Source organism: Rubrivivax rivuli, from assembly GCF_004016505.1.
In the GTDB taxonomy this organism is placed as follows: Bacteria; Pseudomonadota; Gammaproteobacteria; order Burkholderiales; family Burkholderiaceae_C; genus Rubrivivax; species Rubrivivax rivuli.
In genome coordinates this window covers 1-18,414 of record NZ_SACR01000001.1, presented here as the reverse complement: position 1 = coordinate 18,414, position 18,414 = coordinate 1, and the positions used below count along the sequence as shown (strand labels likewise).

Below are 18,414 nucleotides of genomic sequence, written 5' to 3'. Positions count from 1 at the left end.
GCGCCCCACTGGACCTTTTAAACCCTGCCCCATCGACAGCAAACGGAGAGCCCCATGAACACGACACGACGCACCCTTCTCACCGCAGCCGCCTGCGCTGCGCTCGCCAGCCCGCTGGCCGCCTGGGCCCAGGCCGGCCTGAAGGTGGAGGGCGCCTGGGCGCGCCCCACCGTGCAAGGCCAGGCCGCCGGCGGCGGTTTCCTGAAGATCACCGGCGGCGCCGCTGGCGACCGTCTGGTCTCGGGACGCACCACGGTCAGCAGCGCCGTGGAACTGCACACCATGTCGATGGACGGTGACGTCATGCGCATGCGCCAGGTGCCCGGCATCGACGTGCCGGCCGGCGGCACGGTGGAGCTCAAGCCGGGCGGCCTGCACCTCATGTTCATGGGCCTGAAGCAGCCGCTGAAGGCCGGCGAGACCTTCCCGCTGACGCTGCGCTTCGAGAAGGCCGGCGAGGTGAAGGTGGACGTGAAGGTCTCGGCGCAAGCGCCCGCAGGCGCCGCAGCAGGCCACGGCGGCCACAAACACTGACGAGCGCGCGCCTCAGCCGCGCGCGTCGAACTGCAGGATGGCCTCGGCCACGCGGTCCAGCGGCATGACGTGGTCCACCGCGCCGATCTTGATGGCCTCCTTGGGCATGCCGAAGACCACGCAGCTGGCCTCGTCCTGCGCGATGGTGCGGGCGCCTCCGTCGTGCAGCTGCTTCATGCCGCGCGCGCCGTCGTCGCCCATGCCGGTGAGGATGATGGCCAGCACGTCCTTGCCCGCCACCTCGGCGGTGCTGCGGAACAGCACATCCACGGCCGGCTTGTGGCGGTTGACGGGCGGGCCGTCGGCCACCACCGCGAAGTACTGGCCGCCGGCCTTGCGCAGCTGCATGTGCTTGCCGCCGGGGGCGATGAGCACGCTGCCGCGTTCCAGCCGGTCGCCGTCCTTGGCCTCTTTCACACGCACGGCGCACAGGCCGTCCAGCCGCGTGGCGTACATCGCGGTGAACTTCTCCGGCATGTGCTGCACGATGGCGATGCCGGGGCTGTCGGCCGGCAGCGCGGTGAGCACCTGCTCCAACGCCTGCGTGCCGCCCGTGCTGCTGCCGATGACCACGGGCTTGTTCATCGACAGCGCGTGCAAGCCCGGCACGGGCGCGGCCGCGGCGGCGCTGCGGGCCGGGGCCGCCGCCGGCGGCAGGCTGCGCCGCACCTGCGGGCGCGAACGCGCCGCGGCCTTCAGTGCGGTGACGAGCTCGCGCCGCGAATCCTCCAGGAACTGCTTCAGCCCCAGCCTCGGCTTGGCCACCACGCCCACCGCGCCGGCGGCCATGGCCTCCAGCGCGATCTTGCTGCCCTCGGTGGTGAGCGTGGAGCAGATGACGGTGGCGATGGGGCTTTCTTCCATCAGCTGACGAAGAAAGGTCAGGCCGTCCATGCCGGGCATCTCGATGTCCAGCAGCAGCACGTCGGGCTTGTGCTTGCGGATCAGCGGCCCGGCGATCAGCGGGTTGGGCGCGCTGCCCATCAGCGCGATCTCGGGGTCGCCCTGCAGCAGGTGCTGCAGCGTCTGCCGCACGATGGCCGAATCGTCGACCACGAAGACCTGGATGGCCATGAGGGTGCCTCGGGGGTTGTCGTGGAAGGGGCTGGGGCGGTCGGGCTCAGAGCGGCACGGCCGTCACTTCGGGTGCGTCCGGGCCCACGGTCCAGGACAGCTTGCGGTAGCTGTGGCCGCCCAGGTCGTGGTGCAGCACGCGCACGCCGTCGGCGGCCAGGGCCTGCAGCGTCCAGTGGGCGTTGCAGTCGCCCACATGGCCGGCACCGAACTGCCCGGGGAACATGTTGCCGCCGCCGTAGACGTAGGCTTCGCACAGCTGTGGCGTGATGCCGCGCTCGCGCAGCAGCTCGTACATCACGTCCAGCGCCACGTCGCCCCACGCGCTGTCGCGCGGGGCCGCCGTGCGGGTGGCCGGGCTGGCGTGCACGATGTGGCACATCGCCCCCACCGTGCGCCGCGGGTCGGTCAGCACCACCGCCACGCACGAGCCCAGCAGCGTGACGAGCTTGTCGCCGCGCGTGCCGCAGGCCACGTCGCCCGGATGCAGCGTGTGGGTGACGCTGCCGAAGGCCGGCAGGCCGCCCGGTGCCATCAGCCGGCCACCTTGCGGAAGGCCCCCGGGGCCAGCACCTGCAGCGGCGTGTCGCAGGGCACGCGGCCCTCGGCCGTGCCGATGAAGAACAGGCCGCCAGGGCGCAGCTGCGTCAGCACGCGGTCGACCACGGCGCGCTTGGTGGGCGGGTCGAAGTAGATCAGCACGTTGCGCAGGAAGACGATGTCGAAGGGCGCGCCGGGCAGGCCGCCCTCGATCGCGGCGCACAGGTTCAGCTGCCCGAACTTCACGCGTTCGCGCAGCTTGGGGCCGATCTGCACCAGGCCCTCGCTCTCGCCCTCGCCCTTCAGGCAATGGCGCTTCAGGCGTTCGGGCGGCACCTGGCGCAGGCGCTCGGCCGGGTAGATGGCGCTGCTGGCGCTGTGCAGCACGCGGTCGCTGATGTCGGTGCCGAGGATGGACCAGTCGCTGCCGATCTGGCCGCGCTGGTGCAGGTCGGCCAGCAGCATGGCGGTGCTGTAGGCCTCGTCGCCGAAGGACGAGGCCGCGCTCCACACCGCCACGCGGCGCGGGCGCTCGCGCGCCAGCTCGGCCTCGATCAGCTCGAAGTGCGCGGGCTCGCGGAAGAAGTAGGTCTCGTTGGTGGTGAGCAGGTCCACCGCCATCTGGAACTCGCCGCCGTCGTCGGGCGTGCTGATGAGCTGCAGGTATTCCTCGAAGCTGCCCAGCCCCAGGCGCTGGATGCGCGGGGCCAGGCGCGAGGAGATCAGCGGCTTCTTGCTCGGGGCAAAGCTCAGGCCGATGCTGCCGTGCATCAGCTCGGCAATCTGCGTGAAGGTGCGGTCGCTGAGGGTGGCCATGGCGGGTTCAGGCGGCCAGCGGCTCGGGGCTGCTCTGCACGCCCTGCGAGGAGGCGCAGATCTCGGCCATCTCGGCCACGTCGAAGGCGCGGTCGGGCTCCAGGATGATGACGAAGCGCGCGCCCACCTTGCCCATGCCGCGGATGAAGTCGCGCCGCACCGTGGTGCCGAAGTTCGGCGGCGGTTCGATCTGCGCCGCAGGGATGTCGATCACCTCGCTCACCGCATCGACCATCAGCCCGAGCTCCACGCGCTCGCTCAGGCCGTCGATCTGGCGCAGGGCGTCGAAGATGACGATGCAGGTTTTCTTGCCCACGCGGGCCGGCGGGCGGCCGAAGCGGGCGTGCAGGTCGATCACCGGCACCACCGCGCCGCGCAGGTTGATGACGCCGCGCACGAAGCTGGGCATCAGCGGCACGGTGGTCATGGGGCCGTGCTGGATGATCTCGCGCACGGTGCGGATGTCCATCGCGAAGACCTCTTCGCCCAGCGCGAAGGTGAGGAACTGCGCGGCGGTGTCGGTGGGGGCCAGGGCTGCCATGGTCGCCTGCCTCGGGTTCAGTAGGGGCGGAAGCTGCCGGTGCCCGTGGCGCGCGGCGCCGGGGCCGCCGCGGCCGCACGCGGCCCGCTGCGCATCGGCGAGTTCGGCGCGCGCCGCTCGGCCACCGGCTTGCCCTTGGCCGCGCCGCGCGCCGGGGGCGCCTCGGCCTCCACCAGCGTGAAGAAGGCCACCGACTGCTGCAGCTGCTCCGCCTGGCCCGAGAGCTCTTCCGAGGTGGCCGCCAGCTCTTCCGAGGCCGAGGCGTTCTGCTGCGTGGCCTTGCTCAGCTGGCCCATGGCGCCACCGATCTGCGTGACGCTCTGGCTCTGTTCCTGCGAGGCCGCGGCGATCTCCTGCACCAGCTCGCTGGTCTTCTGGATGCTGGGCACGATCTCGTCGAGCAGCTTGCCGGCGCGTTCGGCGGTGCTCACCGAGTTGCTCGCCAGGTCGCCGATCTCCTTGGCCGCTTCCTGGCTGCGTTCGGCCAGCTTGCGCACCTCGGCGGCCACCACCGCGAAGCCCTTGCCATGCTCGCCGGCGCGCGCGGCCTCGATGGCGGCGTTCAGCGCCAGCAGGTTGGTCTGGTACGCGATGTCGTCGACGATGCTGATCTTCTGCGCGATCTGCTTCATCGCCTGCACCGTCTGCGTGACGGCCGCGCCGCCCTCGCCGGCCTCCTTGCTGGCCTTGGTGGCCATGCCGTCGGTGACCTTGGCGTTGTCGCTGTTCTGCGTGATGCTGGCGCTCATCATGTCGATGCTGGCCGTGGTCTCTTCCACCGAGCTGGCCTGCTCGCTCGCGCTCTGGCTCAGGCTCTGCGCGGTGGCGCTCACCTGGTTGGCCGCACCCGTCAGCGCATCGGCAGCGGCGCGCACCTCCTCGATGATGCCGGCGAGCTTCTCGCCCGTGCTGTTGGCGTCGTTCTTGACCTGGTCGAACACACCCTCGGCGTCGCGGGTGATGCGTTGCGTCAGGTCGCCGGCGGCCAGGCCGCCGAAGACGCGGCCCACGTCCTCGATGATGGCGCCGAGCTTCTCGCTGGTGGCGTTGGCATCGTCCTTCACCTGGCCGAAGACGCCTTCGTAGTCACGCGTGATGCGCTGGCTCAGGTCGCCCGCCGAGAGCGCGCCGAAGACGCGGCCCACGTCGTCGAAGATGACGCTGGTGTTCTCCATCAGCACGTTGACGCCTTCGCACAGCGTCTTGATGGGGCCGCTCTTGCCTTCCAGCGGGATGCGCTGCGTCAGGTCGCCGTTCTTGGCCGCGGTGGTCACGCCCTGGGCCTGCTCCACCGCCTGCTCCAGCATCTGCTTGGCCTGCACCTGGGCCGTCACGTCGGTGGCGATCTTGATGATCTTCGCGACGCGGCCCATCTCGTCCTTCACGGGCGCATAGACGGCCTGGATCCACAGCTCGCTGCCGCTCTTGGTGATGCGGCGGAAGGTGCTGTTCTGGGCCTTGCCCGCGTTCAGCTCGCGCCAGAACTCGGTGTACTCGGGCGTGTTGGCATAGGCCGGGTCCACGAACATGCGGTGGTGTCGGCCCTTGATCTCGTCCAGCCCGTAGCCCAGGGCCTGCTGGAAGTTGCGGTTGGCGTTGAGCACATGGCCGCCGAGGTCGAACTCGATGAAGGCGTAGCTCTGGTCGATGGCGTCGAGGATGCCCTTGGCGTTCTGCCGCTCCAGCTCGGTGGCCGTGATGTCGTAGCGCACGCCGAGGTACTTCACGGGCTTGCCGTTGTCGCCCAGGATGGGGGCGATCACCGCGTCCACGTAGTAGGGCGTGCCGTCCTTGGCGCGGTTCTTCACCACGCCGCGGAAGATGTCGCCGCGGCCGATGGTCTGCCACATCTCCTTGAACACCGACTTGGGCATGTCGGGGTGGCGCGTGGTGTTGTGGCCGTGGCCGATGAGCTCGTTCTTCGGGTACTTCGAGACCTCGAGGAACTTCTCGTTGACGTTGAGGATGTCGCCCTTCTTGTCGGCCTCGGAGACGATGCTCGTGAGGTTCATGATGTCGGTGCGCACCTTCAGCTCGCTCTCCACCGCGTCCAGCCGCTGCTTCAGCTGCGCGAGCGTGCCTTCGGTGTCGGCGCGTGCCGCCTCGGCCTGTGCCGCAGCAGCGCGCGCGGCTTCCGCCGCGGCCTGGTGCTGCTGGCTGAGGGCCAGGGCCTGGTCCAGCGCGGGGCCGGCAAACAGGCGACCGATCCAGGAGATTTCCGGCGTGTTCATGGGGTCTGTCCTTCCGTGGGGGCGTTCGGGCTGCGGCTGGCCGCACTGAGGGGGTGGGGTGAGGCGGCAACCGGCCGGCCTGCCGGGCCCGGGGGCTCGGCTGCCAGCTGGCTGAGGGAATGCACGTCGAAGATGAGCGCCACCTCGCCGTTGCCGAGGATGGAAGAGCCGCTCATGCCGCGCAGGCTGCGAAACATGCGGCCCAGGGGCTTGATGACGGTCTGGTGCTGGCCGAGCAGGCTGTCGACCATCACGCCGTAGCGGCGGCGGCTGCTCTGCAGCACCACCACGCTGGTGCGGTCGGGCGCGGGGCCGTCCAGCGCATACAGGGCGCGCAGGCTCACCACCGGCAGCACCTGCCCGCGCAGCTCCACGAAGCCGCGGCCGCGTTCGTCCAGTGCGCTGACGGTGGGCCGGTTCTCGATGACCTCGACCACCGCATCCAGCGGGAAGATGAACTTCGAGCTGCCCACGCCCACGAGGAAGCCGTCGATGATGGCCAGCGTCAGCGGCAGCCGGATCTCGATGCACGAGCCCTCGCCTGGCGTGCTGTTCAGCACCACGGTGCCGCGCAGCGCCTCGATGTTGCGGCGGACCACGTCCATGCCCACGCCGCGGCCGGAGAGGTTGGTCACCTTCTCGGCGGTGCTGAAGCCCGGCTCGAAGATCAGCCGGTCGATGTCGGCGTCGGCGGGCACCACGCCACGCTCGACGAGGCCCCGGTCCCACGCGCGCTGCAGCACCTTGTCGCGCTGGATGCCCCGGCCGTCGTCGACGATGCGGATGAGGATGCTGCCGCTCTCGTGGCAGGCCGACAGCGTCAGCCTGCCCTGGCCCGGCTTGCCGGCGGCGGTGCGCTGCGCCGCCGTCTCCAGGCCGTGGTCGAGGGCGTTGCGCACCAGGTGCATCAGCGGGTCGGCAATGCGCTCGACCACGCTCTTGTCGAGCTCGGTCTCGCCGCCGGTGATCTCCAGCAGCACGTCCTTGCCGAGATCGGCCGCCGTGTCGCGCACCACGCGGCGGAAGCGGCTGAAGGTCTCGCCGATGGGCACCATGCGCAGCTGCAGCGTGCCGTTGCGGATCTCCTCGATCAGCCGGCCGATCTGCGCATTGGCCTCGATCAGCGTGCCCTGGCGCGTCTGCCGTGCCAGCAGCGAGGCGCCGGCACCGGCGATGACCAGCTCGCCCAGCAGGTTGATCACCGCATCCAGCCGGTCGGCCTGCACGCGGATGAAGCGCTGGTCGTCGGCGACGGCCGGCGTGCCGGCCCCGCCTTGCGTGGCCTCGCGCGCCCGGCTCTGCTTGCTCAGTGCCGCGTTGACCACCTGCGCCGGCACGCCGGCCGTGGCCTGCAGGATCTCGCCCAATGGCGCGGCACTGCCGCTGGCGGCTGCCGCTGTCTGCGCGCGCAGGCCCTGCTGCAGCTGCGCCCGCGTGATGGCGCCAGCCGCCACCAGGATGTCGCCCAGGCGCGGGTTGTCGGGCATGGCTTCGATGAGCGCGGCGAAGTCGGCGGCCGTGCCGCCGGGCTCCACCAGCTGCAGCGTGCAGTCGTCCCGCACGAAGCTGAAGGCCCCTTCGATCTCGGCCCGCGTGGCGTGGGTCTGCAGGCCGAACTCGAAGGTGAGGTGGCAGCTTTCCGGGTTCAGCTGGTCGAGGGCCGGCACGCCGGCGATGTCGCAGTGCACCGTGGCCATGTCGCCCAGGCCGCGCACGTAGTTCAGGATGGCCAGCGGGTCCATGCCGTTGCGGAAGGTGTCGGTGCCGAAGGCCACCGCCACATGCCACAGCCGCCCGGCCGGTGGGCCCACCGCGGCGCGGGCATCGCCGGCGCTGGCGGCCTGGGGCTGTTCGGCCGCCGCGCCGTGGGTGCTGCCGGTGGCGGCCAGCAGCTGCTGCACCAGCGCCTCGCGCGCGGCCACGGCGTCGTCGGCCTCGTCCACCGCCGCCTGGCGTGCTTGCGCCACCAGCGCGCGGATCTGGTCGTTGCACTTCAGCAGCAGGGTGCTGAGTGCCGGGGTCAGGGCCAGCCGGCCTTCGCGCAGCTGGTCGAGCAGCGTCTCCACGTGGTGCGTGAAGGCCACCACGCGGTCCAGGCCGAAGATGCCGGCCGAACCCTTGACCGTGTGCGCGCAGCGGAACAGCGCGTTGAGCAGTTCGCTGTCTTCGGGTGTGTCTTCCAGCTGCAGCAGCAGCTGTTCGAGGGTTTCGATCTGCTCCTGCGCTTCGCTGATGAAGGCAGGCAGGGCCTCCTGGATGAAGCTCAGGTCGGCGGCTTGCGCGCTGGCGTCGGGCTTCATGCCGCCACCCCGGGGCTGTGTTCGGCCAGCCAGCCTTGCAGGCCCAGGGCCTGGCAGGCCGCCTGCAGGGCGGTGCTGGGGGCGTGCAGGGCCAGGCTGTGGCCCTTGTCGGCCAGGCCGCGCTGCAGCGCCAGCAGCAGCTGCAGGCCGGCGGCGTCCACCTGGTCCACGGATTCGCCCGTCACGGCCGCCACCGGCTCGCTAGAGGCCAGCCAGGCCAGCCACTGCGGGTGCAGCTCACCCACCGTGTAGATCGTCAGCTCGGCCGGCAGGCGCAGCGGCGCGCCGGGCGTGGGCAGGGTGTCGTTCATCGCAAGTCCTCAGGGCAGGATGAGCTTGGACACCGCGTCCAGCAGCTGCGGCGGGTTGAAGGGCTTCACGATCCAGGCCTTGGCGCCGGCCGCGCGGCCCTGTTCCTTCTTCGCGTCCTGGCCTTCGGTGGTGAGCATCACCACGGGCACGAACTTGTGGCGCGGGTGCTGCTTGACCTGCGTGACGAAGGTGATGCCGTCCATGTTGGGCATGTTCACGTCGCTCACGATGAGGTGCACCTTGCCCGCGGCTTCCAGCGCCGCCAGGCCTTGCACGCCGTCGGCGGCTTCCACCACCTCGTAGCCGGCGCGCTGCAGCGCCAGCTTCACCACGGTGCGCAGCGAAGCCGAGTCGTCGACGATCAGGATGGTCTTGGCCATGGCGGGTGATGCTCAGAAGAAGGTGGTTTCGGTGGCCGCCTGCGCGGGGCGCGGGGCCTGCTGGCCGGCGGCCACGGCGCGCTGCTCGTCGGTGGTGTAGCCGGCGCTGAGCAGGGCCTGCCAATCGGCAGCCTCGGGGGGGCGGCCGGCGGGCAGGGTCTCGGCCAGCCGGGCCATCGCGTTGCGGATGGAGTCGCCGACCTGGTCCATGATCTGCTGCACGCGGTCCTGGAACTGGAACGCCACCATCAGCTGCTCGACCTGCGCCTTCACGCTTTCGCCGTGGGCGCTGAGGGCCGCGGCGCGCTCGTTGAGCTGGCTGACGGTGCAGTCCACCTGCTCCACCACGCGGTTGATGGTTTCTTCGCTGGCGTGGATGACCTGCGTGTCCTGCGCGGTGCTTTCGGCGGCCTGGGCCAGCGCAGCCTGCATGTGGTTGCCGAAGTCGCCCACACGTTCGCCAATGCGGCGCCCGGTGTCCCCCGATTCGGCCGACAGCCGGCGCACCTCGCTGGCCACCACGGCGAAGCCGCGACCACTGGGGCCGGCGCGTGCGGCTTCGATGGCCGCGTTCAGGCTCAGCAGGTTGGTCTGGCGGGCGAGCTGGGCCACGTCCTCGGCCATGTCGCGCAGGCCCTGGCTGGCGCCCGAGAGCTGGCGCACCGAGCCCATCACGACATCGCGCGATTGCACGAAACCCTGGAAGTTCTTCAGCAGGCCGCGCAGCTCCGTCTCGCACTGCAGCAGCAGCGCGGCACGTTCGTCCACGCTGGCGGCGGTGGGCGTGCCACCCTGGCCGCGGCTGTCGATGATGTGGTCGAGCTGGTCGAGGATCTGCATGAACCCGGCCAGCAGCTGTTCGGTGGCGTCCCGCATCTGGGCCTGGGCGGTGCCCAGGTGGGCGGTCCAGGTGCGGGCGGCTTCGTCCAGGCGCAGCAGCAATTCGGCGGTGGCCTGGGCCTGCTCGGCCGTGGGGCGCCGGCTGCCGGCGGGCTCGCCGCCCAGCCAGGCCGGCCACCAGGCGCCCAGGCGTTGGCGCCAGGGGGTGCGCAGAGGGGCTGCACGGTGGGCGGCCGGGAGAAGCTCGGGTGCGTTGACGTTCATGCGCAGGACGACTCGCTGATGGTTGCCAAACTTCTGTCCAGGACAGTGAAAAACTTGCGTTCGTCAGTGTTTGGACAATCTGAGTATCGGCACGGCGGCGGCGGGCTGAAGGCTTGAGCAGCGGCCTTTACCGGGCCCTGTCTTCGCGCTTGCCCGGGGCCTTGCGCGCCTACGCTGGCGGCTCCTCAAGTGCTGGAGCACGCCATGCTGACCCGCCTGATCTACGCCAGCGAGACCACCGAAGCGCTGACTCCGGCTGCCGTGCAGCACATCGTCGACCGTGCCCGCTTGAACAACACGCGGCTGCATCTGAGCGGCCTGCTGCTGTTCGACAGCCGTTGCTTCCTGCAGGTGCTGGAAGGTCACCGCGCGGCCGTGAGCGAACTCTTCGGGCGCATTGCCACCGACCCCAGACACCGGCGCATCGAGTTGCTGGAAGTGACGCCGGTGCACGAACGCCGCTTCGCGCGCTGGAGCATGGGCTTCGCTGCTGCGGACGCTGCCCACGGCGAGCTGTTCCTGCGCTTCGGCGGTGCGCCGGAGTTCAACCCCTACGCCATGAGCGCAGCCGGTGCCTTGGGCCTGCTGGAGTGCGTGGGTGCGGCCCATGTGGCCGCGGCGCAGCCCCCTCGCGCCGCGTGCGCCTGAGGGACCGGCGCTGCGCCGCGCTCAGCGGTTCAGCGACTTGAGCGCGAGCCGTATGCCTTCGCTGACGCCGACCTCGGCGGGCAGCGCCTTCAGCGCTGCGGCAGCTTCGCGCTCGCTGTAGCCCAGCGCCTGCAGTGCCTGCGTGATGTCGGCCTGGCTGTCGCTGGCCGGCGTGGCTGCGGGCAGGGCCAGGTCAGGCCCGAGCTTGCCCTTCAGTTCGAGCAGCAGGCGTTCGGCCGTCTTCTTGCCGATGCCCGGCACCTTGACCAGGCGCGCGCCGTCCTGGCGTGAGACGGCCTGCGCGAGCTCGTCCACGCTCAGGCCCGACAGGATGGACAGTGCGGTCCGTGGACCCACGCCGCTGATCTTCACCAATTGGCGGAAGGTGGCCCGCTCGGGCTCGGTGAGGAAACCGAACAGCACCTGCGCGTCCTCGCGCACCACGAAGTGCGTGAGCAGCACCACCGGCGCGCCGAGGGCGGGCAGGTTGTAGAAGGTGCTCATCGGCACATCGACCTCGTAGCCGACACCGTGCACGTCCAGCAGCACCAAGGGTGGCGCCTTCTGCACCAGCACGCCGCTGAGCCGGCCGATCATGCGCGGGCCTCCAGCAATGGGCCGATGCGTTCTTGCAGCGCGGCGAAGTTGGGTTCGCCCTCGTGGCGCCACACCTCGAAGTGGCTGCGGTCGATCAGCAGCGTGGTGGGCGTGGCGCGCACACCGCCGAAGGCGCGAGCGATGGCGCCGGTGTTGTCGATCACCACGCCGAAGGGCAGGGCGCGGCGCTGCGCGAACTCGGCCACCAGGGCGGGTGCGTCGTGCTGCATGGCCACGGCCAGCGTTTGCAGGCCCCGAGCTGCGAAGCGCTGGTGCAGCGCCACGAACTGCGGCATTTCCTTGACGCACACCGCGCAGCTGGTGGCCCAGAAGTTCACCAGCACCACCTGGCCGCGCAGTGCGGCCGAGGCCTGGCGTGTGCCATCGAGCAGCGTGTAGTCGAAAGCCGGCGCTGGTGCTTTCCGCGCGCAGCCGGGCAGGCCCGCCAGCAGCGCGGGCGCGGCCGTCATTGCCAGCAGGGCGCGCCGGCGCGCAAGATCGGGCTGCGCCGGCAGGGGCTGGTTCGGTGTTGGCAAGAGGGGGGTGGTCATGAGGCGGCGGCATCTTACGGCAGCGATGGTGGGCGGCCTGTGGCCCTGGTGGGCGCGTGCAGCGCTGGGTGAAGCGGACGCCGCGGCCGGTGTTCGTGCGGCGCTGGAGCGGGGTGCCACGGCGGCCGTGCAGCTGCTGGGCCGCACCGACGGTTTCCTGGGTGATCCGCGCGTGCGCATTGCGCTGCCCGAGGGGCTGCAGAAGGTGGCCAAGCTGATGAAGGCCACCGGCCAGGGCGCACGCGTCGACGAACTCGTCACCGCCATGAACCGCGCTGCCGAAGCCGCCGTGCCCGAGGCGCGCTCGCTCTTCGTCAGCACCGTCAAGCAGATGAGCGTGGAAGACGCGCGCCAGGTGGTGCGCGGCGGCGAGACGGCGGTGACCGACTGGTTCTCGGCCAAGACCCGCGCCCCGCTCGGCGAGAAGTTCCTGCCCATCGTCACGCGCGTGGTCGAGCGGCAGAAGCTCGCCGAGCGCTACAACCAGCTGGCGGCGAAGGCCTCGGGCGCCGGTCTCGTGAAGGGCGATGCGGTGACCGTGCAGCAGCACGTCACCACGAAGGCGCTGGACGGGCTGTTCCTCATGATCGGCGAGGAAGAGAAGAAGATCCGCGCCGACCCCGTGAAAACCGGCAGCGCGCTCCTGCAGAAGGTCTTTGGCCGCTGATGGCGCGGCCGGGCGCAGGGCTCAGGCGTTGCGCGAAAGCTCGAACTTGAGCGCGTCGGGCAACGATTCGATGATCGCGTCGCGGCCCACGCTCGTGAACTGGCGCCCGCCCTGGTTCAGCACCTGCACGGCCTTGCCCTGCTCGGCGATCTGCACGAAGGCCAGCCGGGGCGCCGTGCGCAGCAGTTCGGCACGCAGGCGGTCGAAGCGCTGACCGCCCAGCGAGGCCTCGTAGACCAGCGCATCGGGCATGGCCTCGGCGCACTGGTCCTGCACTTCTTCGATGGTGCTGACGAAATCGAGCATCAGGGCCAGCGGCCGCAGCGCCTCGCGCACGACGTTGCGCACCTCGCGCCGCGCCGCCAGCACCAGCACGTGGCTGCCGCTGAGCGGGGGCGGGGCCAGTTCGGGCGACACCGTCTCTTCGAAATCGGTGGTGCCCTCGGGCTCCAGGCGCGGTGCCAGCGTGTCGGGGAACTCGAGCGCCAGCTCGGTCTTGCCAGGCAGGTCCTGGCGTTGCAGGTGCAGGCCCAGCACGGCGCTGGTTTGCTGCAGCAGGCGCCATGACATCGTGTTGAGTTCGGCCGCTTCGGCATCGGCCCTGGGCATCGCGCCGGTTTCCACCTCGTCGGGCCGGCGGTGGGCGAAGCGCACCGACATCACGGCGTGTGCGGGCCAGTTCTTGATCTCGATCTTCATGTCGATGCGCGAGACCGTGTGCTCGAAGGCCCAATCGAGCGTGGTCTGCAGCAGCGAGAACAGCAGCGTGGCGTCGCTCATCACGAGCGCGGCCCCGAACTCCTGGCGCACTTCGATGGCACGGTCGTCCATCTCGCGGCCGCGCTCGCGCAGGGTGTCGCGCATCAGCGCGGTCAGGTCCAGGCGCTCGCGGGCCAGCTGCACGTCGCCATTGCCCAGGCGAACGACCTGCTGGCCCATGATGCCGGCGCGGCGCGCGAGATCGATCTCGGCGTGCAGCGCAGCCAGGCTTTCGCGGTCGATGCGGCCGCTGCTGCGCAGCGTGTTCACCCGGTCGAGCGCGGACGAGAGCGTCGTGGCCACTTCACTGCCCAGCTGGGCGATCAGGGCCTGGGGGTCCAGCGGTTCGACCACGCGTCGGCCCGAGACCGATGACGGCCGGGCGATGTCGGTCAGATCCATGGCTTGCCTTGTTCGGAAGTTCGTCGCGTGCGTGGCAGCTGCTGCGCAGCGCTGGGCGGCGCCAGAAACTGCAGCGCCGGCACGCCTTCGGGCCAAGCCCCGATTGGACATCGGACGCTTGGGTGCAATTGCTGCAAATTTGTTACAGCATCCTCCGGATCGCCACCCCGCAGGCCCGGGGTGCGCGGGCTGCGCGTGCCGAGCTTGTCACGGCGCCGGCCCGATCGCACCTTGCACGCGGAGGGCTGCGCGTGCTTCGGCGTCGAGCCCGAGTTCGGCCAGCACCTCGTCGGTGTGCTGGCCCAGCAGGGGGGGCGCCCTGCGCAGGGTCACTGGCGTGGCCGAGAGCTTCATCGGGCTCGCGACGAGTTCCAGCGCGTCATGGTGCGGGTGTGCCACGCTGGTCTTCATGCCGCGTGCCAGCACCTGCGGGTCGGCAAACACGTCGGCCAGATCGTTGATGGGGCCGCAGGGCACTTTTGCGGCATCCAGCGCCGCCAGCCATTCGGACCGCGGCCGCAGGCGCAGCCGCTCAGCCAGCAGCGGCACCAGCAGGTCGCGGTGGCGCACGCGGCTGGCGTTGCGGGCGAAGCGATCGTCCTGGGCCAGTTCAGGGCAGCCGGCCACTGCACAGAAGCGCTCGAACTGGCCGTCGTTGCCCACCGCAAGGATGAGGTGCCCGTCAGCCACCTCGAACACCTGATAGGGCACGATGTTCTGGTGGGCGTTGCCGGCACGGCGCGGGGCCTTCTTGGTCACGAGGTAGTTGGCACCCAGGTTGGCCAGCATCGCGACCTGCGTGTCGAGCAGGGCCATGTCGATGGCCTGGCCCTGGCCGGTGGCGTCACGGTGGCGCAGGGCGGCCAGGATGGCCACCGTGGCGTACAGCCCCGTGAAGAGATCGGCCACGGCCACGCCCACCTTCTGCGGGCCGCCGCCGGGCAGGTCGTCGCGTTCACCCGTCACGCTCATCAGGCCGCCCAGGCCCTGCACGGCGTAGTCGTAGCCGGCGCGGTCGCGGTAGGGGCCGGTCTGGCCATAGCCGGTGATCGAGCAGTACACGAGCCGCGGAAACTTCGCGCACAGCGTGGCCGCATCCAGCCCGTAGCGGGCCATGTCGCCCACCTTGAAGTTCTCCACCAGCACATCGCACTGCGCTGCCAGTTGCAGCACCAGGGCCTGACCGGCGGGCTGCGCGATGTCCACCGTGACCGAGCGCTTGTTGCGGTTGGCGCCCAGGAAGTACGCGGCCTCGGGGGTGTCCTGGCCCTCGCGGTCCTTCAGGAAAGGCGGGCCCCAGCCGCGGGTGTCGTCACCGCCCGGGTGGCCGTCGCCTGGCGGCCGTTCGATCTTGATGACCTCGGCGCCCAGGTCGGCCAGGGTCTGCGTGCACCACGGGCCGGCCAGCACGCGCGAAAGGTCGAGCACGCGCACGCCGTCGAGGGCGCCGGCGGGCAGTGGAAGCGGAGCCTGTGTCATGGCGGCGATTCTGCGGCAGGGGCCCGGATAATCTGCCGCATGAACCGCCAGCTGCCCTGCACGCCTCGTTTTCGTTCCGCTCTGCGCGGCGCCGCGGGGGCGGCGTCGGCGGCCTTGGCCGGCCTGCTGGTCGCGTGCACGCCAGCGCTCGACTGGCGCGACGTGCGCCCCGAAGGTGCCCTGGTGCAACTGCAGATGCCTTGCAAGCCCAACGGCCAGAGCCGCGACGTCAATCTTGGCGGGAGCCGCGTGAACCTGGCCCTGCACGCCTGTGCTGCAGGGCAACTCACCTGGGGCCTGGCGGCCGCCGACATGACCGATCCGGCCCGCGTAGGCCCGGCCTTGGCCGAATTGGCGGCCTCGGCGGCCGGCAATCTGGCCACGAAGGGCTCGTCGCTCCAGCCCCTTGCCATCTCGGGGGCCACGCCCAATCCCGCCAGCGGCCTGCAGCGCTTGAGCGGCCGCCTGCCCGACGGCAAGCCGGCCCAGATGCAGGTGGTGGTCTTCACGCGCGGCACCTGGGTTTACCAGGCCAGCGTGCTGGGCGAGAAGGTCGACGAGGCAGCGGCACAGACCTACTTCGCATCGCTGCGCTTCAGCCCGTGAACGGGCCCCCAGGCGGCAGCGGTGGGAGGTCTGTGCCAGAAGCAGCAAGCTGCCGATAATGCCTGGACAGACGCAAGCTGCCGTGGCCTCCATCCTCCTTGTTGCCCATGCTCCGCTCGCCTCGGCCTTGCTCGAGGTGGCGCGTCACGCGTATGCCGATTGCGACTGTTCCGTGGCCGCTGTGGATGTCCCACCCACCGCGACGTTGGAATCGGCCGCGGCGCAGGTGGCCGGGGCGCTGCAGGGCTTGCCGTCTGGCGAGGTGCTCGTGCTGGCCGACGCTTTCGGCGCCACACCCAGCAACGCCGCGCTCGCAGCAGTGGACGGCGTGCAGGCCCGTGTGGTGACCGGCGTGAATGTGCCGATGGTCTGGCGCGTGCTGTGCTACGGGCGCCTGCCACTGGCCGACCTGGTCACCCGCGCCGTGGACGGCGGTCGTCAGGGCATCATGCAGGTGGCCACCCCGCGCCGTCAGAACCAGCCCCAACGCCCTCTCAGCGATGATCCAGACCAGCATCCAGATCAGTAACAAGCTGGGTCTTCACGCCCGCGCGTCGGCCAAGCTCACCAAGCTGGCAGGCAGCTTCAAGAGCGAGATCCATCTCAGTCGCAATGGCCGCCGCGTGAACGCCAAGAGCATCATGGGCGTGATGATGCTGGCAGCGGGCCTGGGCACCGAGGTGCAGATCGAAGCCGAAGGCATCGACGAAGAAGCAGCCATGGGCGCCTTGCGCGCCTTGATCGACGACAAGTTCGGCGAAGGCGAGTAAGCCGTCTTCCCGCGCCGTCCTCACAGAGAGAGGGCGGCCGTGGCCGCCGCTGGGCTACATTGGTGACATGAGCATCCAGGTGTTTGGCTTGCCGGTGTCGCGGGGTGTGGCCATCGGGCGCGCGGTGCTCGTGGCCTCCAGCCGCGTCGATGTGGCGCACTACTTTGTCCCCGTCGATCGCATCGACCACGAGATCGGCCGTCTGCGGGGCGCCCGCGATGGCGTGGCCACCGAACTGCAGTCGTTGAAGCACGAACTGCCGCCGGAAGCGCCTGCGGAGCTGGCCGCGCTGCTGGACGTGCACTTGATGCTGCTGCACGACGAAGCGCTGATCACGGCCACAAAGGGTTGGATTCGAGAGCGGCACTACAACGCCGAGTGGGCCTTGTCTGCGCAGCTCGAAGTGCTCGCCCGTCAGTTCGACGAGATGGACGACCCCTACCTGCGCGAGCGCAAGGCCGACATCGAACAGGTGGTCGAGAGGCTGCTGCGTGAACTGGCAGGTCAGGCCGGGGATGAGGCACCCGCAACGGCGGCCGCTGCGAAGGCCATGCGCGATGTTGCCGGTGAAGACCCTCTGGTGCTGGTGGCCAACGACGTGGCGCCTGCCGACATGATGCAGTTCAAGCGCAGCGTGTTCACTGGCTTCGTCACCGATGTGGGCGGGCGCACGTCGCACACGGCCATCGTGGCTCGCAGCATGGACATACCTGCGGTCGTCGGTGCTCGTGAGGCGAGTCGTCTGATTCGCCAAGACGACTGGGTGGTGATCGACGGCGACGCAGGTGTGGTGATCGTCAATCCATCACGGATCGTGCTGGAGGAGTACCGCTTTCGCCAGCGCCAGAGCGAACTGGAGCGCGCCCGCCTCGACCGGCTTCGCCACACGCCGGCTGTCACCCTGGATGGCGAGGTGGTGGAACTTTTGGCCAACATCGAGATGCCGGGCGACGCGCCGAGCGCGCTGGACGCCGGTGCCGTCGGTGTCGGACTGTTCCGAAGCGAGTTTCTCTTCATGAACCGCGGGGGCGACCTGCCGGGCGAAGAAGAACAGTTCGAGGCCTACCGCGCAGCCGTCGAAGCCTTGCAGGGGCTGCCGGTGACCATCCGCACCGTCGACGTGGGCGCAGACAAACCCTTGGAGCGCATGTCCCAGCAGGAACTGCGGCACGAGCACGGGCTCAACCCGGCGCTGGGCTTGCGGGCCATCCGCTGGAGCTTGTCCGAGCCGGGCATGTTCAGGCAGCAGTTGCGCGCCATCCTGCGGGCAGGCGCCTTCGGGAAGGTGCGCATCCTCGTGCCGATGGTGGCGCAGATGAGTGAAGTGCGGCTCATCTTTGAAGCCCTCGCTCGCGCCCGGCAGCAGCTCGACGACGCAGGCCGGGCCTACGGGCCCGTGGAAGTCGGCGCCATGATCGAAGTGCCAGCAGCGGCGCTGCTGGTCGAGCGATTCCTGCGCCACTTCGACTTCGTCTCACTCGGCACCAACGACCTGATCCAGTACACGCTGGCGATCGATCGTGCAGACGAGGCGGTCGCGCATCTGTACGACCCCTGGCACCCCGCAGTGCTCCAATTGATCGCGCGCACCATCGCGTGCGCCCGGCAAAGCGGTCGCGGCGTGAGCGTCTGCGGCGAAATGGCGGGTGACCCGGCGTTCACGGAGCTGCTGCTCGCCATGGGCCTGCGCAGCTTTTCGATGCACCCCGCGCGCATCGCGTCCATCAAGCAACGCGTGTTGCGAGTCGATACGCGTCGGCTTGCTGCGCACCTCGAAGAAGTGCTGGCCAGTGACGCGCCACAGGCCGCATTGACGCAACTGCAAGCGGGCAGCTGGCCACACTGAGCCCTGTCGGAGCTGTGCCTAGGCAGTGCCCGCGTAGTGCCAGCGTCGTGCTTGCAAGCTCTCTTAGATACGTGCTACAGTCGAAGGCTTCGCTGTTCGCTGGTCTGCTTTTTGAAGCGGTGGATGTGTTCGGTGAAGGCGGGCTGAAGAGGCTTGACGGTGCTGAAAAAAGCGTGTCATAATCTTTGGCTCTGCTGACGAAGTTTGGTGCTGCGGTTCGGATGGATTGCAAGCAAAGCGAATCAGCAAAAAAGCAG

20 protein-coding genes are annotated in these 18,414 nt (G+C 69.9%); 7 read left to right on the top strand and 13 right to left on the bottom strand.

What is annotated here, in order from left to right:
- Positions 1 to 54: 54 nt before the first annotated feature.
- Positions 55 to 534: a copper chaperone PCu(A)C gene (locus EOE66_RS00100; RefSeq protein ID WP_128226673.1), complete on the top strand. Its 480-nt coding sequence runs from the start codon at positions 55 to 57 to the stop codon at positions 532 to 534.
- 12 nt (positions 535 to 546) lie between these two features.
- On the opposite strand, the gene EOE66_RS00095 is transcribed toward EOE66_RS00100, so the two are convergent.
- From EOE66_RS00095 to EOE66_RS00055, 9 genes are read right to left on the bottom strand one after another with little or no spacing between them, the layout of a single operon-like run.
- Positions 547 to 1,608 (bottom strand): protein-glutamate methylesterase/protein-glutamine glutaminase, encoded by a 1,062-nt coding sequence (locus tag EOE66_RS00095; protein ID WP_128226672.1) that lies wholly within the window; start codon positions 1,606 to 1,608, stop codon positions 547 to 549.
- A gap of 46 nt (positions 1,609 to 1,654) precedes the next feature.
- Positions 1,655 to 2,143 carry a chemotaxis protein CheD gene (locus tag EOE66_RS00090; protein ID WP_128226671.1) on the bottom strand — a complete coding sequence of 163 codons (489 nt, stop codon included), beginning with the start codon at positions 2,141 to 2,143 and terminating at the stop codon, positions 1,655 to 1,657.
- Positions 2,143 to 2,964, bottom strand: a complete 822-nt coding sequence (locus tag EOE66_RS00085) for a CheR family methyltransferase (RefSeq protein ID WP_128226670.1) — start codon at positions 2,962 to 2,964, stop codon at positions 2,143 to 2,145. The genes EOE66_RS00090 and EOE66_RS00085 overlap by 1 nt, the downstream gene beginning before the upstream one ends.
- Before the next feature lie 7 nt (positions 2,965 to 2,971).
- Positions 2,972 to 3,505: a chemotaxis protein CheW gene (locus EOE66_RS00080; RefSeq protein ID WP_128226669.1), complete on the bottom strand. Its 534-nt coding sequence runs from the start codon at positions 3,503 to 3,505 to the stop codon at positions 2,972 to 2,974.
- Between the two features lie 17 nt (positions 3,506 to 3,522).
- Complete coding sequence (locus EOE66_RS00075; RefSeq protein WP_128226668.1) at positions 3,523 to 5,736, bottom strand: methyl-accepting chemotaxis protein; 2,214 nt, start codon at positions 5,734 to 5,736, stop codon at positions 3,523 to 3,525.
- Positions 5,733 to 8,036, bottom strand: a complete 2,304-nt coding sequence (locus EOE66_RS00070) for a chemotaxis protein CheA (protein ID WP_128226667.1) — start codon at positions 8,034 to 8,036, stop codon at positions 5,733 to 5,735. The genes EOE66_RS00075 and EOE66_RS00070 overlap by 4 nt, the downstream gene beginning before the upstream one ends.
- The gene (locus tag EOE66_RS00065) at positions 8,033 to 8,347 is read right to left on the bottom strand and encodes an STAS domain-containing protein (RefSeq protein ID WP_128226666.1); all 315 of its coding nucleotides are present in this window, start codon (positions 8,345 to 8,347) and stop codon (positions 8,033 to 8,035) included. Before EOE66_RS00065 ends, EOE66_RS00070 begins: the two co-directional genes overlap by 4 nt.
- Before the next feature lie 9 nt (positions 8,348 to 8,356).
- Complete coding sequence (locus EOE66_RS00060; RefSeq protein WP_128226665.1) at positions 8,357 to 8,728, bottom strand: response regulator; 372 nt, start codon at positions 8,726 to 8,728, stop codon at positions 8,357 to 8,359.
- A gap of 12 nt (positions 8,729 to 8,740) precedes the next feature.
- A complete protein-coding gene (locus EOE66_RS00055; RefSeq protein WP_128226664.1) occupies positions 8,741 to 9,832 on the bottom strand; it encodes a methyl-accepting chemotaxis protein in 1,092 nt (363 codons plus the stop codon).
- Positions 9,833 to 10,036: 204 nt separating this feature from the next.
- On the opposite strand from EOE66_RS00055, the gene EOE66_RS00050 reads away from it, so the two are divergent.
- Positions 10,037 to 10,480 (top strand): BLUF domain-containing protein, encoded by a 444-nt coding sequence (locus tag EOE66_RS00050; RefSeq protein ID WP_128226663.1) that lies wholly within the window; start codon positions 10,037 to 10,039, stop codon positions 10,478 to 10,480.
- Between the two features lie 21 nt (positions 10,481 to 10,501).
- Here the strand turns inward: EOE66_RS00050 and ruvA are convergent, their stop codons facing one another.
- Positions 10,502 to 11,077 carry a Holliday junction branch migration protein RuvA gene (gene ruvA, locus EOE66_RS00045; protein ID WP_128226662.1) on the bottom strand — a complete coding sequence of 192 codons (576 nt, stop codon included), beginning with the start codon at positions 11,075 to 11,077 and terminating at the stop codon, positions 10,502 to 10,504.
- Entirely contained in the window at positions 11,074 to 11,628 is a 555-nt protein-coding gene (locus tag EOE66_RS00040) for a TlpA family protein disulfide reductase (protein ID WP_245478836.1), read from the bottom strand. Before EOE66_RS00040 ends, ruvA begins: the two co-directional genes overlap by 4 nt.
- Between EOE66_RS00040 and EOE66_RS00035 the strand changes: the two genes are divergently transcribed.
- Entirely contained in the window at positions 11,627 to 12,295 is a 669-nt protein-coding gene (locus tag EOE66_RS00035) for a DUF4197 domain-containing protein (RefSeq protein WP_128226661.1), read from the top strand. The two genes, EOE66_RS00040 and EOE66_RS00035, sit on opposite strands and share 2 nt — an antisense overlap.
- A gap of 21 nt (positions 12,296 to 12,316) precedes the next feature.
- Here EOE66_RS00035 and EOE66_RS00030 read toward each other — a convergent pair whose 3' ends face one another.
- Both EOE66_RS00030 and EOE66_RS00025 read right to left on the bottom strand, forming a co-directional pair.
- A complete protein-coding gene (locus EOE66_RS00030; RefSeq protein ID WP_128226660.1) occupies positions 12,317 to 13,456 on the bottom strand; it encodes a hypothetical protein in 1,140 nt (379 codons plus the stop codon).
- Positions 13,457 to 13,663: 207 nt separating this feature from the next.
- Positions 13,664 to 14,935: a CaiB/BaiF CoA transferase family protein gene (locus EOE66_RS00025; RefSeq protein WP_128226659.1), complete on the bottom strand. Its 1,272-nt coding sequence runs from the start codon at positions 14,933 to 14,935 to the stop codon at positions 13,664 to 13,666.
- Positions 14,936 to 14,974: 39 nt separating this feature from the next.
- Here EOE66_RS00025 and EOE66_RS00020 point away from each other — a divergent pair, with 39 nt between their 5' ends.
- The 4 genes from EOE66_RS00020 (at position 14,975) to ptsP (ending at position 18,157) form a co-directional block, all read left to right on the top strand.
- Entirely contained in the window at positions 14,975 to 15,541 is a 567-nt protein-coding gene (locus tag EOE66_RS00020) for a hypothetical protein (protein WP_128226658.1), read from the top strand.
- A gap of 82 nt (positions 15,542 to 15,623) precedes the next feature.
- Entirely contained in the window at positions 15,624 to 16,070 is a 447-nt protein-coding gene (locus tag EOE66_RS00015) for a PTS sugar transporter subunit IIA (RefSeq protein WP_128226657.1), read from the top strand.
- Positions 16,042 to 16,311 (top strand): HPr family phosphocarrier protein, encoded by a 270-nt coding sequence (locus tag EOE66_RS00010; protein ID WP_128226656.1) that lies wholly within the window; start codon positions 16,042 to 16,044, stop codon positions 16,309 to 16,311. The genes EOE66_RS00015 and EOE66_RS00010 overlap by 29 nt, the downstream gene beginning before the upstream one ends.
- Positions 16,312 to 16,378: 67 nt before the next feature.
- Positions 16,379 to 18,157, top strand: a complete 1,779-nt coding sequence (gene ptsP, locus EOE66_RS00005; RefSeq protein ID WP_128226655.1) for a phosphoenolpyruvate--protein phosphotransferase — start codon at positions 16,379 to 16,381, stop codon at positions 18,155 to 18,157.
- The last annotated feature ends 257 nt before the right edge of the window (positions 18,158 to 18,414 follow it).

What these genes read in the sequence shown, in the direction of transcription:
- EOE66_RS00100 (WP_128226673.1), top strand. Translation starts at nt 55, where the DNA reads ATGAACACGACACGACGCACCCTTCTCACCGCAGCCGCCTGCGCTGCG.
- ptsP (WP_128226655.1), top strand. Translation starts at nt 16,379, where the DNA reads ATGAGCATCCAGGTGTTTGGCTTGCCGGTGTCGCGGGGTGTGGCCATC.
- EOE66_RS00070 (WP_128226667.1), bottom strand. Translation starts at nt 8,036, where the DNA reads ATGAAGCCCGACGCCAGCGCGCAAGCCGCCGACCTGAGCTTCATCCAG.
- EOE66_RS00050 (WP_128226663.1), top strand. Translation starts at nt 10,037, where the DNA reads ATGCTGACCCGCCTGATCTACGCCAGCGAGACCACCGAAGCGCTGACT.
- EOE66_RS00075 (WP_128226668.1), bottom strand. Translation starts at nt 5,736, where the DNA reads ATGAACACGCCGGAAATCTCCTGGATCGGTCGCCTGTTTGCCGGCCCC.
- EOE66_RS00010 (WP_128226656.1), top strand. Translation starts at nt 16,042, where the DNA reads ATGATCCAGACCAGCATCCAGATCAGTAACAAGCTGGGTCTTCACGCC.
- EOE66_RS00020 (WP_128226658.1), top strand. Translation starts at nt 14,975, where the DNA reads ATGAACCGCCAGCTGCCCTGCACGCCTCGTTTTCGTTCCGCTCTGCGC.
- EOE66_RS00085 (WP_128226670.1), bottom strand. Translation starts at nt 2,964, where the DNA reads ATGGCCACCCTCAGCGACCGCACCTTCACGCAGATTGCCGAGCTGATG.
- EOE66_RS00060 (WP_128226665.1), bottom strand. Translation starts at nt 8,728, where the DNA reads ATGGCCAAGACCATCCTGATCGTCGACGACTCGGCTTCGCTGCGCACC.
- ruvA (WP_128226662.1), bottom strand. Translation starts at nt 11,077, where the DNA reads ATGATCGGCCGGCTCAGCGGCGTGCTGGTGCAGAAGGCGCCACCCTTG.
- EOE66_RS00090 (WP_128226671.1), bottom strand. Translation starts at nt 2,143, where the DNA reads ATGGCACCGGGCGGCCTGCCGGCCTTCGGCAGCGTCACCCACACGCTG.
- EOE66_RS00030 (WP_128226660.1), bottom strand. Translation starts at nt 13,456, where the DNA reads ATGGATCTGACCGACATCGCCCGGCCGTCATCGGTCTCGGGCCGACGC.
- EOE66_RS00095 (WP_128226672.1), bottom strand. Translation starts at nt 1,608, where the DNA reads ATGGCCATCCAGGTCTTCGTGGTCGACGATTCGGCCATCGTGCGGCAG.
- EOE66_RS00065 (WP_128226666.1), bottom strand. Translation starts at nt 8,347, where the DNA reads ATGAACGACACCCTGCCCACGCCCGGCGCGCCGCTGCGCCTGCCGGCC.
- EOE66_RS00055 (WP_128226664.1), bottom strand. Translation starts at nt 9,832, where the DNA reads ATGAACGTCAACGCACCCGAGCTTCTCCCGGCCGCCCACCGTGCAGCC.
- EOE66_RS00035 (WP_128226661.1), top strand. Translation starts at nt 11,627, where the DNA reads ATGAGGCGGCGGCATCTTACGGCAGCGATGGTGGGCGGCCTGTGGCCC.
- EOE66_RS00025 (WP_128226659.1), bottom strand. Translation starts at nt 14,935, where the DNA reads ATGACACAGGCTCCGCTTCCACTGCCCGCCGGCGCCCTCGACGGCGTG.
- EOE66_RS00040 (WP_245478836.1), bottom strand. Translation starts at nt 11,628, where the DNA reads ATGACCACCCCCCTCTTGCCAACACCGAACCAGCCCCTGCCGGCGCAG.
- EOE66_RS00080 (WP_128226669.1), bottom strand. Translation starts at nt 3,505, where the DNA reads ATGGCAGCCCTGGCCCCCACCGACACCGCCGCGCAGTTCCTCACCTTC.